Source organism: Methyloglobulus sp. (genome assembly GCF_040079455.1).
Taxonomy (GTDB): Bacteria; Pseudomonadota; Gammaproteobacteria; order Methylococcales; family Methylomonadaceae; genus Methyloglobulus.
On sequence record NZ_JBEBKJ010000008.1, the window covers coordinates 60,832 to 74,585 of the forward strand.

The following is a 13,754-nucleotide window of genomic DNA, read 5'->3' on the forward strand; positions in this document are numbered from 1 at the left end:
CATTAAAGCATTCTGGGTGTATACTTTCAGCCTGCTTCATACCTATAAAACTCAACAAAATGGGGTCAACACATGGCTGATAAAACTGTTAGCAAATACCTGCTCAACTTGGAGAAGCACTTTGCTAATGACAATCCGGTATTGCTGAACGCTGCTAAAGTGTTCCACGAACTCGATCAAGTTGAATATGACTTGGGGTTGATTGAGAGCGAAGAAACTACCGCCAGCAAATACTCTTGGTGGCCTGTTATTAGCCTGATTGGCGGCAATTCCACGGCTAAATCACGATTTCTCAACAGCTATTTAAGTACGGATCAATTACTTTCTGGCATTCAGGCATCCAGCCACAAATTTACCGTACTCCTAAATAGCAATCAAGCTACCCCAGCGACTTTACCGGGGACAGCACTGGATGTCGACCATCGTTATCCGTTTTATCAGATCAGCGAAAAAATCGAACAACTACAGGAAGGTGAAGGCCGCCGCATCAACTCGTATCTGGAATTAAAAACCATTAATAGCAACCGCTTAAAAGGCAAGTTGTTTATTGATGCGCCGAATATAAGCGCAACAACGGCTACCCCAGTCACCTCGATGTTAACGACCCATATCCTCGAAAATTCTGATCTAGTCCTCGTGTTTTGTGACGTTTTCGAAACATCAACGACCTTAATGAACGAACTGGTTAAAGAAATTACCTCGCACCAGGACACCAATAAATTCATTTACCTTATTGATGCACCAGAAGCGACTTTTTACCCTACTAAAAGCAGCGAGATTATCTCCTCCTGGCAACGCAGATTGGCTGATATAGGCCTTAATACAGGGCAGTTTATCTTGCTACCTAACCAGGAACACAGCGTTAACGCGCAAAATACCCCGCAATTTACCGAGATTGATCTGCGTCTAGCCAATGTAGAACATGATCGTTCATACCGAATTCTATACACCTTGGAAAAAAGCATTCATGAAATTGAAAATACCGTCGTTCCTGAGGTTAAAGAGGGCATAGACCTGTGGAAAGAACGGGTTAACATGTCCAGCCTTATCATCCTTGGCTCCATAGCGGCGCTGATTGTGTTTGCGGAATTGCAAATTGGCGTGCTTGACCTGCTGATTGACCCCATTATTGGACCTATAGCCATCCTGGTTATCATTACTATCATGCTCCCCTCGCACTTGATAATGAGTAAGCTGCAAGCTAAATTCATCGTTAAAAAACTTAACATTCGCCAGAAAGAACTGCATTTGCTGGAAAATCTGGGTGAAATGTTCGAATCGAACCTGACCTTTTCACGGATGTTGCTTAACTTTTCGGAACCTGCCGGTTGGAACAAAAAAAACAAGGCGAGATTAACCCAGCTCTCCGATAAAGCCAAAGACTTGGTCCAGGCACTGAATGATAGTTTCAGCACTTACAATGACAGAAAATCAAATTCTCCCGATTAATTAACTCGATACGGCCTTATTACTGCCTCGTTCTAAGCGATTATGGATGACATAAGAGAATACTTAGCACTATGCTGGTTGAATAATGATCCCTTGGAACTACCGAGATCAGTCGGTTTGTTCAAAAAAAATCTGCTGATTTATTTTGTTATCGGCTATTTGTTGCAAGCCAACATGATTGATGACCCTCTGGAGTCATTTGTAGAAATCAGCTTACAAACCTTGTTCATGCTGATTTTTATTGGCATCATACTGTCCCTGAACAAAACACTTTACATTTATGTGCAAGTCACGACTGGGGTCATGTTTAGTGCAAATTTAATCTCAGTCTTTGTCATACCCGTTATGGTGTGGTTGACAGTTTCGGAAGATATTTACAGTTATTACTTATTTTTCCTATTGTTGGCTTGGTATTACGCGATAATTTCTTACATCTTCAAATGCACCTTGCTTATCAATATCCCAGCCAGCATGGTGTTAGCCTTATTATATTTTATAGCCACGTTTTTGGGCGCTTTTGCCCTTGGGCAGCTTCTCTAAGCAACCCATCAAACCCCCACCATGCTAGAATTTTTCTATGCAATGCGTCAAATTACAGTACACCCTAGAAGACTCGATTAAAAAATCGCGCTTTATTGGCTTGCTTATCCCTTGTCTGAGTGAAAGTGAGGCCAGCGATAGCCTCAAGCAGTGTCATCTCGATCACCCTAATGCCAGTCATATTGTTTTTGCTTACCGCATCAAAACCGCTAACGGCTTTATCAGTCGATATAACGATGCGGGCGAACCTAGCGGGACAGCCGGAAGACCGATTTTCCAGCATTTGGAAGGCAAGGATTTGATAAATGTCTTGCTAGTCGTGATCCGATACTTTGGCGGCATCAAGCTGGGGGCAGGAGGATTGACCCGCGCCTACAGCAATACCGCCAAACGGGTCATCGAAAGCGCAGAGTTAAACCCTTATATTGAACGGGTGAAACGTCGGTTGACGCTGGATTACAAACAACTACCTACGTTTGAACATCAACTCAAAAAACTGGATGGTGACATTATCAATCAAAATTTTGCCGAGCAAATTCACCTCACCATTCAGTTGCCAAAAGATAATCTCATGGCATTGTCAGAGGTCTTTAGCGGATTGCTTGCGCTATAAGCCTCATGTCCTTTCAAAAAAATTCTTGTAAGTCACATACATAAATGTCGAGGTCAGCACATATAAAACGGGGGTCAACCACGGTGTAATTTCGGCACACAAAATGGCTTCAACCACCAAAAATGCCAACATTTTATAGTACGCTTGCTTTTGCTTTGCAGACTCTTGCCTACCTACCTCTTTCGCTTGACTCCAACTATAATCCTTAAATAACATCAAAGGATAGCTGTACCAACTGGCAAAGGTGGCAAGCATCAATAAGGTAAAAATCAAGGAGATATTGGCGTAGCCATACAGCCAGATAGCTAGTTCACGACTGTCTCTGCCTCTTAGGTTTTGGGATTTGTATTGCCAATCGAAGAAAAAATAGCTGATCATCTCAGCTTGACCATTGAGAATATTGGCTAGCGCAGAGAATATAAACCAGCACAGGACAATCATAAGCCCCATGATAATAGCTAAGGGCAAACTTTTCTTAATGGCCCATACAAACCCGACTGAACCGGTATCCGAATGTTTCATATCGATATATTTTGCTATACCGACACCCACGAACAAGGTAACGACAGCAGAAAAAATCCCCAGCGCGTAAGAAACCCTACCGACGCATAAGATAAGCGCGACAAACAGGGTATAAGCCACCCAAATCCAGGCATCACGCCGAATAAACAATAAGGATTTCCGTAACCAATCGCTAAATTTAGTTTTGTTGTATATGCTCACAATGTAATCCTGCTAATTCCGACGGCTTTACGTAACTCCTGGATAAAAGGACTGCTGATTGCCCGCGCTTTTCTCGCGCCTTCCAGCAATTGTTCTTCAATATGATCGGGTCTTTCCATCAAGGCATTGTAACGCTCCCGTGCCGGCGCAATCTGCTCATTAACATGTTCAAACAAAACCTGCTTCATTTCACCCCAGCCTATACCTTCTGCATAGCGTATACGGATTTGCTCAACTTCATCCGTCGTAGCAAAGGACTGATAAATGCTGAACAAGGTGCAACTGTCAGTTTGTTTGGGTTCGCCTGGTTCCAATGAATTCGTTTTGATCTTGTTAATCAATTTCCTCAGCTTCTTTTCAGGCTCAAATAAGGGGATTGTGTTGTTGTAACTTTTGCTCATTTTTCGCCCATCAAGACCTGACAAGGTCGCACCCTTCTCGTCTAGTACGGCTTCGGGTAGCGTGAAATGTTCGCCATAGATATGGTTGAATCGCCCCGCTATATCCCTAGCCATTTCAATATGTTGAACTTGATCCCTGCCGACGGGGACTTTATTGGCGTTAAACATCAGAATGTCAGCCGCCATCAAGATAGGGTAACTGAACAAGCCCATCGTAATACCTTTGTCGGGATCTTGCTCGCCACCTTGTTCGTTGTCGGCAACGGCGGCTTTGTAAGCATGAGACCTGTTCATCAAGCCCTTAGCCGTCACGCAAGTCAACATCCAGGTCAATTCCAGAATTTCTGGCACGTCTGATTGGCGATAAAAAACGGCATTGTTCATATCTAAGCCCAACGCCAACCACGTTGCCGCAATTTCTAAGCTGGATCGCCGCACCCGCTCCGGCTCTTGGCATTTAATTAAGGCATGGTAATCTGCCAAAAAGTAAAAAGGTTGTGAGTTTTGGTCTTTACTGGCTGCGATGGCGGGTCTTATTGCCCCGACATAATTGCCCAAATGTGGGGTTCCAGTGGTGGTAATGCCTGTTAAAACGATTGCTTTGCTCATGATTTATTTCTTTGATGAATTGTTCTTATTATTCTATCAGCCAGATGAAAATCTGTTTAAACAATGACTGAGTTCAAGTTTAACAGCTTATTCACCCGTGTCTATGCCCCACTATTTCAATTCTGGTTGGTCATGCAAAAGCTGCTGCCTGAATGCTTCGATGACCTGTTCATTATCGCGGTCACTCCTAGCAATCGACACCTTGATTTCTCTAATGACTTGCATCGGTGCGGAAGACAGAAACACAATCCGATCAGCCAACGTAATCGCCTCGCGCAAGTCATGAGTAACAAACAGCACAGTATGCGGACGTTGCTGCCATAAGTTTATCAACAAACCTCTGACCTGCCTTGCAGTCGGTGCATCCAGGGACACAAACGGCTCATCCATTAATAGCACATCGGGATTATTCGCAAAAGCGCGGATAATCGCCACCCGTCGACTCATACCCAGAGAAAGGCTTTCAGGGTAAACGTGCTGAAATTGGGCAAGCTGCATCACTTCCAGCAAGGCATCAATATTTTCTGAAGAAGCATTATCCTCGATTGCCAGTTCAATATTTTCCTTAACAGTGCGCCAAGGCAAAAGCCGTGGATTTTGAAAAACATAGCCGATTTTTGGCTGCGTTTGCACCTCGCCAACGTTGATTTCCCCGTCATAATCACGGTCAAGACCAGCGACAATATTCAATAAGGTGGTTTTACCACAGCCAGACGGCCCAACCAAACAGACAAATTCATTAGCATTGACAGCCAATTTAAAATTAGCTATCGCTAAATGCTGTCCGGCACGACCTTTAGCAGGATAGGTTTTGCTTTTAATGTTGATTGCTATCATAATCAATTAACGCCGCCAGCGTTGCGCCTTGATGTCTAAGGGTTTTAAAACCATCAGCTCCAGTAATTGAATAATGGCAACAAAGGCAATGGTATAAGCCAGAAGACTGGCAACGTCAAAGAGCTGAAAAAATGAATACAATTGGAAGCCTACGCCATTACTTCGTCCCAGCAACTCGACGACCAGGATGATTTTCCAGACCAACGCCAATCCCGTCCGGGTTGCAGCCATCATGTACGGGTACAATTGCGGCCAGACGACGTGCAGCAATGTTTTACGTCTGCCAAAACGATAACACCGCGCCATTTCCAGTAAATCCTGATCCAAAGCGCGAGCGCCTTCCCTGATGGTGACAATCACATTAGGTAATTTGTTGATAACCACCGCCAAAATCGCCGCTACTTCGGTCAACCCAAACCAGACATAACACAAAATAATGGTAACCAGCGCCGGAATGTTTAGAAAAATAACCAGCCAGTTATCGAAGAAGCTATCTAACTGTTTATTACGCCCCAGCACTATGCCGATGGCACAACCCAGCAGCATCGCAATACTGAAACTGACAACCAGCCTAAGCAACGTAACTCCCAGATGATAGGGAATTTGCCAACTTAAGCAGCCTTGCCATAAAACGTTGCCGACAACTATTGGAGTAGGTAAGTTATTGCTGTTGAGGCAAGTAGCCAGTACTTGCCAGAGCAGCAACAAAGCCAGTAATGACAATCCTGGCAGGATGTTTTTCAAGCTTATCAACACGGTTTCAATCTTGTGACCAAAATGTTCCCGGTTGCAGGTCTTCGGATTTTCCGGTTAACTGGTTATTACTGACTTTCCGTAGCAGCATGTATATCCGTTCAGCCGCTTGTTTTTCTGGGACTCCCCATTCCGTTACATTACCTTCACAATAACGCTGGCGCAGTTTGGTTTGCGTGGCGGCATCATCGGTTTGGGTTAAAGGGATAATTTTTTTCCAATCAGCTTCTGACGAGCATAATAATTGTTTCGCTTTTTTGCTGGCTTCAATAAATGCGTACAGCGCAACTTTATGACCGTCCGCCCAACTTTGTTTAAACACATAACCTAATGCTGGGACATGTTCTTGAATACCTAAGCCTTTCAATATTTCTTTACCGTCAATAAGTTGTCGGTAGCCCTGCGCTTCAAGCTTGGCACTAAAATGCCAATAATTAAGCGCCGCATCGACACGACTTTGTTTAAGTTGCTCGTTAATCAGTGGTGGCGCACCAAACACCTTTTCCACCGAAGCATTCAAATCCAGTTGCTCTTGTTGTACCAATGCTTGTAACAACAGCCAATTTTTATCCAGCTCTCCCCCTGCAATCCCTAAACGTTTGCCTTTGAGGTCTTTAATCGCGTGAATGGCGCTGTTTTCCGGCACCATCAAAGCACCCGAAGTCGTTGAATAAGGATAAAACGTGAAATCAGCACCATCAGACCGCAGCCTTGACACCCAAATCCAATCGGAAACGATGATGTCAACCGCGCCAGACTGCAAAGCAATTTTCCCCGCCTCTGTTGTGGTAACTGGATGCATTTCCACTTGAAAATCAAGGTCTTTAGCCTGATCCTGTAAAACAGACAATTCCCAAGCCAAAGTACCCGTCGCCTGAACGCCAATGCGAATAGTCGTTTTATCCGAGGCAAAACTATTAAACGCTAAAAAACAAAATCCAAGCAATAAAACATAAGCTTTCATGAGATGACTAAAGTATCGATTAATTCAAAGCCTTATTCTATCCGTACACTCGCACTTAAGCGAAAATGTTTCGATAGCCTTATAATCATACGTCGATGAAAGCAGCTTCATTGGGTGGATTGCGACTGCATGGATGCAGGAAAATAGGGCAACGCATATAGCGATTGCGGTGGCCCTCCAATCTACGTGCTGTTTTTATACATAGCATGGACTAAATGACAGAATGATTTTAGAATAAAAAACAGGTAGCTTTATATAGATTTGCCTCGAATCCGGCGCTAGATAAACGGCGTAAACAACCATAAAGCTTACTAAATTAATTTACGCAATAAACTTACGACAGAGACTTTAACATGATGAAAGCAATCAAAATTCTGCTTACGACAGCGGTATTAAGTTTTATTTTTTCCAACGCTATTGCTATCGGGATGCAAGGAACTTCCGACGTAAAAAAATCGATAGACCAAACGATTGAACATCTGGAAAAGGCCATTGCCGCCTTTGATAAAGGCGAAGACCAAAAAGTGGTTGCCGAGAGGTTGATGGAAGCAAAACAAGTGCAAAAATCGATTTCAAGTTCCAATGCCACACTTTCGATGATTAAATCGAAAGCCACTCAAAAACTGGGACAAGCCCGTAGCAGCTTTAACGATAGCGATTTAATAGGTGGTGGCGCAGCCATGAAAGAAGCGTTAGCCAACTTTAAGGAGCTTAAAAAAAAATATAATGCGGCGTACTGATCTATGGAGTCTTGATCGCTGGGGTTCGCACCTCACCTCAACCTACCGTGACACTAAGAGTTTATTATGCAAAAACTTCTAATAGAACAGTGCTTTGAAAAAATTCAAACCATCTATGACCAACCCAGTATCAGTTGGGAAGAAGAATGCGTTAGGTTTTCATTAAACGAAAACGAGCCGACAACGTGGCAATTAACCGTTTGGCAAGACGGCGTTCTACCTGAGCAGATATTTGCCATAGTAGACTATCTTGAACGCAAAATTGAACAATTTTTACTAGCTATGCAACTCATGGATAACGAAAGAATGCGAAGGAGGGGTGACATCACGATTAAATACTTTGCACAAGATGCACAGGAATTTCAGATTTCAAAGCGCTTTCCAGAAATAGTGGACAGCATACAAAAACATGAGCGTGGGGAACAATGGGGTTTTCTACGTGGGGGTACTTTCAGAACGGAAGCTAGGATGTTATGGGCTAACAGTCCCGTAGCATTCCCCTCAACCTTACCCCAGATTTCATTAAAGTTTCAAAGACTTATTAATATTTTTTCTTCGGCACAAGATTTTTCCGGACCCTATCGCGAGGAGCATCAATTACGTAACTATTGGTTAATATTGGAAGAATTGGAAAAAGACCATGCACCAAAACCGAGCGCCTACGATGACTTAAAGAAAGTAAGAAACTTCATTATTCATTCTACGTGCAGTAATCCTGAAACAATCGCTTTTATTCAAGCTAATTTCCCAGAAGCCATAGTTAATAAAAATGGCGAATACGCCCAATTTGATAGAACCAAAGATTCTCATATCAAATTTATCTCTACATATCGCGATCAAGCCTATTTTTGGGCAAAAGAGTAGTTGGTGCTGGTAAGTAAGCAACAATTATTTCTGAATTAAAGCCATGCTCGTCAATACATTCGATCAGCTTAACTTAAAATTTTAAAAAGCAGAAGCAATAACTTGAGAGGCTGAGAAATTTAACAGCCTAATCCCTAAAATTTTCAAACTGCAAGGGCATTTCCAGCTTTTCTTCCCTTAGCATCTGGATGACTTCTTGCAAATCATCGCGTTTTTTTCCGGTAACCCTGACTTGATCGCCTTGGATGGCAGCCTGTACTTTCAGCTTTTTGTCTTTTATCAATTTAACGATTTTTTTGGCAAACGCACTATCCAAACCTTGCTTCAATGTGATTTCCTGGCGCATGAGCTTACCGCTACCTTTGGCATCACCCACTTCCATACAGGCTATATCCACACCTCGGCGGCTCAGTTTCGCACACGCTATACTGAACATTTGCTGGAGCTGAAAAGTGGACTCGGAGATCATGATGACTTTGCCTTCTGTCAACTCAAAGCTGGAATCGGTACCTTTAAAATCAAAGCGGGTGCCGACTTCCTTGCTGGCTTGGTCGATTGCGTTTTTAACTTCGTGGGGATCGAACTCAGAAATAATATCAAATGATGGCATGGCTAAGATTGTGGGGTTAGTTAACGTTAATTTGTCTTTCTGCTGCTTTCATATCAGCAATTGCTTGGATTCGCAATCGTCGAATTGCTTCACCGATTTGTGAGCCTTGTAGATCATTATTCATCACTGTGGCAGTCTCGACTGAAGCAGCAGCTTTCGCGGCTTTAAGCATATAAGCGGCTTGCGGATAGGGTTTATTCTCTAATCCCGTGCGACCTTTGGCATCTGCTTCACAAGCCAACAAAAATTCAGGAAACTGATTGTGCTGTTTAAATACGCCTAATGTGTTTAACAGGTCAACCAATGTTGAAGTTTTCAATTCCGTCACTTTATGGCAATGGGTATGATATTCCATAACGTGCTGCGCCAATGATTTGAATGCGTTAGGTATGCGTAAGCGGTCACACAAGGCTATTAGCACAGGCAGGCCTTTGTTTTCATGTCCGTAATGATGGGGCAAGTTGTCCTTGGGTGACAATGCCTTACCCAGATCATGCACTAAAGCGGCAAACCTGACTTCTGGCTTGGTGGATAACAACGCGGCTTGTTCCAAGCACATCAAGGCATGTACGCCAGCATCTATTTCTGGATGGTATTTTGCTGGTTGCGGTATTCCAAATAGCTTGTAAATTTCGGGAAATATAATTTCCAATGCTCCACAATCCATCAAGGTATAAAAAAACGCGGAAGGTGACGTTTCATTTAGCGCTTTGAACAACTCTGCCCAAACCCGCTCTGGCACAAGGTGATCGACTTCTCCGGCAATGACCATCGCTTGCATCAATACTTGCGTGTCCTGAGCCAGCTTAAATCCTAAATGATGATAACGGGCTGCGAACCGAGCCACACGGAGTATACGAACGGGATCTTCCGCAAAAGCGGGCGAGACGTGCCGAAAAAGCCGCTTATCCAGGTCTTCACGACCACCGTAAGGGTCGATAATATCACCCTCTGATGTCATAGCAAGGGCATTAATTGTTAAATCCCGCCGCTGTAAGTCCTGCTCCAAGGTAACATCAACATCCGCATGGACAATAAAGCCCTTGTAACCCGGCGCGGTTTTACGCTCCGTTCTCGCCAGTGCATATTCCTCATGGGTATCTGGATGCAGGAAGACCGGAAAATCCTTGCCTACCGCACGAAAGCCTTGCTTAATCATGGATTCCGGCGTCTGCCCAACCACGACCCAATCGCGCTCTTTTACCGGATAACCGAGGAGTTGGTCACGCACAGCTCCGCCAACGAGGTATTTTTCCATTGAATTAATAAGTAATTTTGAGGACGTTTAGGATAGCATAAACCACCCCAAAAACGCATAATGACAACCTGTTGTGAATTTGCAGCTTAGTAGATTAAGGAGAGTAGTTTGATAGGCATTATCTTTGCCAGTTTATTGTTAGGAATGGTGTCGGGCTTATTGGCTGGGCTTTTCGGCATAGGAGGGGGGATGGTCATCGTTCCTGTGCTGGTGTTTCTATTTACGGCACATGGACTGCCTGCCGAACTGGTCATGATTATGGCAATCGCAACCTCATTGGCTACCATCATCCTTACCGCCATCTCTTCCGTACTGGCTCATCACCAATTAGGTTCTGTGCTCTGGGATAAGGTAGTTAAGTTAGTCCCTGGGATTATCTTGGGAGCAGTCGTCGGTGCTGCCATTGCCGGATATATAAACGCTGGATTCTTAAAGGTTATTTTTATCATCTTTTTGCTGTATGTAGGCATACAAATGACCTTAGAAATACAACCTAAAACAGGTTCCGCCGATTATTCCAAGCAGATTGATTTTAGGGTGGCGGGGGCAATAGGGCTGCTATCATCGTTACTAGGTATTGGCGGGGGAACGTTAACCGTACCCTATTTAGTGCATTGCCGATACCCGATGCGGAATGCGGTCGCTATTGCCAGTGCCTGTGGTCTACCGATAGCCGTCGCTGGCACAATAAGCTACATGGTTTTGGGCATGAACGCCCCCAACTTACCAACGGGGAGCTTCGGTTATGTGTATTTGCCGTCTTTCTTCGGGGTTGCATTAGGGAGTATTTTTACCGCACCATTTGGCGCGAAGCTTGCGCACAAACTACCTGCACAACAAATAAAACGCTATTTTTCGTTGTTGATTTTTATTTTGGCAGTCAAGTTGATGTGGTATTGAGTTTAGGTTTAATCGCTATCACGTTTTATTGAGTTGGACCTCATACTAGCAACCTTACCGCCCAGCAATCTTTTGCATCACTAACCCTTAGTTGATGTCCACTTGGTTTTGGCCTGTCCACCGTCCGCGGCCCTGTTCTGCGGTTTTCCTTCGGGCATAAAAAAACCCAAGGCGTTTGGGCCTTGGGTTTGGGTATGGCGCTTGGCAATTCCCTACTTTCACATGGCAAACTGCCACACTATCATCGGCGCTAAACGGTTTCACTTCCGAGTTCGGGATGGGATCGGGTGGTTCACGCTCGCTATGGTCACCAAGCAATTCGGTGTCAAAAGCAGGCTCAAGGCTCAAGGCTCAATAAAATTGTCGCCCTCTTTTGCCTTTGTCCTGCTTTCTTTCGCTTCGGCCTTCCTGCTTCGGCTTTTCATCTTTCAGCCTGCTCTTCCAGCAGGCTGTCTTGTTTCGCAGGTCTTTGTACGGCGCTGTTGCTGCTTTTGCCCTGTGCCTTTTTTGACCTGCTTTCATGGAAATCTGTACGTTCTTTTCTCTCGCTTTGGCGTTGCACAAGTTCGATCAATCAGGTCAGCGGTTTTTCAACAACTGCTCTGGCCTCCGTCTTCTGTGCCCAGTCTTCTGATACCCAAGCTCATTGGGTGTTATAGGGTCAAGCCTCACGGGCAATTAGTACACGTTAGCTGCACGCATTACTGCGCTTCCACACCGCGCCTATCAACGTCGTGGTCTCCGACGGCCCTTCAGGGGGCTTCAAGCCCCAGTGAGAACTCATCTTGGGAGGGGCTTCCCGCTTAGATGCTTTCAGCGGTTATCCTGTCCGCACGTAGCTACCCAGCAATGCCGTTGGCACGACAACTGGAACACCAGCGGTGCGTCCACTCCGGTCCTCTCGTACTAGGAGCAGCTTCCCTCAAATCTCAAACGCCCATGGCAGATAGGGACCGAACTGTCTCACGACGTTCTGAACCCAGCTCGCGTACCACTTTAAATGGCGAACAGCCATACCCTTGGGACCTGCTTCAGCCCCAGGATGTGATGAGCCGACATCGAGGTGCCAAACACCGCCGTCGATATGAACTCTTGGGCGGTATCAGCCTGTTATCCCCGGAGTACCTTTTATCCGTTGAGCGATGGCCCTTCCATACAGAACCACCGGATCACTATGACCTACTTTCGTACCTGCTCGACTTGTCCGTCTCGCAGTCAAGCACCCTTATGCCATTGCACTCATCGCCTGATTTCCGACCAGGCTGAGGGTACCTTCGTGCTCCTCCGTTACTCTTTAGGAGGAGACCGCCCCAGTCAAACTACCCACCAGACACTGTCCCCAATCCAGATAATGGACCTAGGTTAGAACTCCGAACAAACCAGGGTGGTATTTCAAGGTTGGCTCCACAAGCACTGGCGTGCCTGCTTCAAAGCCTCCCACCTATCCTACACAAATCGGTTCAAAGTCCAGTGTCAAGCTATAGTAAAGGTGCACGGGGTCTTTCCGTCTAGCCACGGGTATACGGCATCTTCACCGCAATTTCAATTTCACTGAGTCTCGGCTGGAGACAGTGTGGCCATCGTTACGCCATTCGTGCAGGTCGGAACTTACCCGACAAGGAATTTCGCTACCTTAGGACCGTTATAGTTACGGCCGCCGTTTACTGGGGCTTCGATCAAGAGCTTCTCCGAAGATGACCCCATCAATTAACCTTCCAGCACCGGGCAGGCGTCACACCCTATACTTCCTCTTTCGAGTTCGCAGAGTGCTATGTTTTTGCTAAACAGTCGCAGCCACCAATTTTTTGCAACCCCCGTCAGCTCCATCCGCAAGGGACTTCACCTACCAGGGGCATACCTTCTCCCGAAGTTACGGTATCATTTTGCCTAGTTCCTTCAGCCGAGTTCTCTCAAGCGCCTTAGAATTCTCATCCCACCCACCTGTGTCGGTTTGGGGTACGGCCACTTGTCACCTGGTGCTTAGAGGTTTTTCTTGGAAGCATGGCATCCATCACTTCATGGTATCCGAAGATACCATCCGTCATCACGCCTCAGGATTGACCCCCCGGATTTGCCTAAGGGGCCTCCCTACACGCTTAAACTGCCACTTCCAACCGACAGCTGATGTAGCCTTCTCCGTCACCCCATCGCAGTAACAACCGGTACAGGAATATTAACCTGTTTGCCATCGACTACGCCTTTCGGCCTCGCCTTAGGTACCGACTAACCCTGCGTCGATTAGCGTTGCGCAGGAAACCTTGGGTTTTCGGCGTGCGGGTTTTTCACCCGCATTATCGTTACTCATGTCAGCATTCGCACTTCTGATACCTCCAGCGCACTTCTCAATGCACCTTCACAGGCCTACAGAACGCTCCTCTACCGCTCAACTTACGTTGAACCCGTAGCTTCGGTACTATGCTTAGCCCCGGTAAATCTTCCGCGCAGACCGACTCGACCAGTGAGCTATTACGCTTTCTTTAAAGGATGGCTGCT

14 protein-coding genes and 2 rRNA genes are annotated in these 13,754 nt (G+C 45.5%); 6 read left to right on the forward strand and 10 right to left on the reverse strand.

Annotated elements, in window-relative coordinates:
• The first annotated feature begins 72 nt into the window (after positions 1-72).
• The 3 genes from ABL924_RS03480 to ABL924_RS03490 are packed head-to-tail and all read left to right on the forward strand — an operon-like array spanning position 73 to position 2,602.
• Positions 73-1,449: a hypothetical protein gene (locus tag ABL924_RS03480; protein ID WP_349025680.1), complete on the forward strand. Its 1,377-nt coding sequence runs from the start codon at positions 73-75 to the stop codon at positions 1,447-1,449.
• Between the two features lie 42 nt (positions 1,450-1,491).
• Positions 1,492-1,989 (forward strand): hypothetical protein, encoded by a 498-nt coding sequence (locus tag ABL924_RS03485; protein ID WP_349025681.1) that lies wholly within the window; start codon positions 1,492-1,494, stop codon positions 1,987-1,989.
• 37 nt (positions 1,990-2,026) lie between these two features.
• Entirely contained in the window at positions 2,027-2,602 is a 576-nt protein-coding gene (locus ABL924_RS03490) for a YigZ family protein (protein WP_349025682.1), read from the forward strand.
• A gap of 3 nt (positions 2,603-2,605) precedes the next feature.
• On the opposite strand, the gene ABL924_RS03495 is transcribed toward ABL924_RS03490, so the two are convergent.
• The 5 genes from ABL924_RS03495 to ABL924_RS03515 form a co-directional block, all read right to left on the reverse strand.
• Complete coding sequence (locus tag ABL924_RS03495) at positions 2,606-3,325, reverse strand: hypothetical protein (RefSeq protein ID WP_349025683.1); 720 nt, start codon at positions 3,323-3,325, stop codon at positions 2,606-2,608.
• The gene (locus tag ABL924_RS03500) at positions 3,322-4,335 is read right to left on the reverse strand and encodes a tryptophan--tRNA ligase (RefSeq protein ID WP_349025684.1); all 1,014 of its coding nucleotides are present in this window, start codon (positions 4,333-4,335) and stop codon (positions 3,322-3,324) included. The genes ABL924_RS03495 and ABL924_RS03500 overlap by 4 nt, the downstream gene beginning before the upstream one ends.
• A gap of 111 nt (positions 4,336-4,446) precedes the next feature.
• Positions 4,447-5,178, reverse strand: a complete 732-nt coding sequence (locus ABL924_RS03505; protein WP_349025685.1) for an ATP-binding cassette domain-containing protein — start codon at positions 5,176-5,178, stop codon at positions 4,447-4,449.
• Complete coding sequence (locus ABL924_RS03510) at positions 5,179-5,925, reverse strand: ABC transporter permease subunit (protein WP_349025686.1); 747 nt, start codon at positions 5,923-5,925, stop codon at positions 5,179-5,181.
• A 7-nt stretch (positions 5,926-5,932) separates the two neighbouring features.
• Positions 5,933-6,889 carry a transporter substrate-binding domain-containing protein gene (locus ABL924_RS03515; protein WP_349025687.1) on the reverse strand — a complete coding sequence of 319 codons (957 nt, stop codon included), beginning with the start codon at positions 6,887-6,889 and terminating at the stop codon, positions 5,933-5,935.
• A 353-nt stretch (positions 6,890-7,242) separates the two neighbouring features.
• On the opposite strand from ABL924_RS03515, the gene ABL924_RS03520 reads away from it, so the two are divergent.
• Together ABL924_RS03520 and ABL924_RS03525 are read left to right on the forward strand one after the other, a co-directional pair.
• The gene (locus ABL924_RS03520) at positions 7,243-7,629 is read left to right on the forward strand and encodes a hypothetical protein (RefSeq protein ID WP_349025688.1); all 387 of its coding nucleotides are present in this window, start codon (positions 7,243-7,245) and stop codon (positions 7,627-7,629) included.
• Between the two features lie 66 nt (positions 7,630-7,695).
• On the forward strand, positions 7,696-8,493 hold the full coding sequence (locus ABL924_RS03525; RefSeq protein WP_349025689.1) for a hypothetical protein: 798 nt from the start codon (positions 7,696-7,698) through the stop codon (positions 8,491-8,493).
• A 127-nt stretch (positions 8,494-8,620) separates the two neighbouring features.
• Here the strand turns inward: ABL924_RS03525 and ABL924_RS03530 are convergent, their stop codons facing one another.
• Positions 8,621-9,103 carry a YajQ family cyclic di-GMP-binding protein gene (locus tag ABL924_RS03530; RefSeq protein ID WP_349025690.1) on the reverse strand — a complete coding sequence of 161 codons (483 nt, stop codon included), beginning with the start codon at positions 9,101-9,103 and terminating at the stop codon, positions 8,621-8,623.
• Positions 9,104-9,119: 16 nt separating this feature from the next.
• Positions 9,120-10,361: a multifunctional CCA addition/repair protein gene (locus ABL924_RS03535; protein ID WP_349025691.1), complete on the reverse strand. Its 1,242-nt coding sequence runs from the start codon at positions 10,359-10,361 to the stop codon at positions 9,120-9,122.
• A 108-nt stretch (positions 10,362-10,469) separates the two neighbouring features.
• Between ABL924_RS03535 and ABL924_RS03540 the strand changes: the two genes are divergently transcribed.
• Positions 10,470-11,261, forward strand: coding sequence for a sulfite exporter TauE/SafE family protein (locus tag ABL924_RS03540; protein WP_349025692.1), 792 nt, complete (start codon positions 10,470-10,472; stop codon positions 11,259-11,261).
• A gap of 199 nt (positions 11,262-11,460) precedes the next feature.
• On the opposite strand, the gene rrf is transcribed toward ABL924_RS03540, so the two are convergent.
• The 3 genes from rrf to ABL924_RS03555 form a co-directional block, all read right to left on the reverse strand.
• A 5S ribosomal RNA gene (gene rrf, locus ABL924_RS03545) occupies positions 11,461-11,576 on the reverse strand.
• A 36-nt stretch (positions 11,577-11,612) separates the two neighbouring features.
• The gene (locus tag ABL924_RS03550) at positions 11,613-11,783 is read right to left on the reverse strand and encodes a hypothetical protein (protein WP_349025693.1); all 171 of its coding nucleotides are present in this window, start codon (positions 11,781-11,783) and stop codon (positions 11,613-11,615) included.
• Positions 11,784-11,918: 135 nt separating this feature from the next.
• Positions 11,919-13,754: ribosomal RNA gene (locus ABL924_RS03555) — 23S ribosomal RNA — on the reverse strand; the annotation flags it as partial.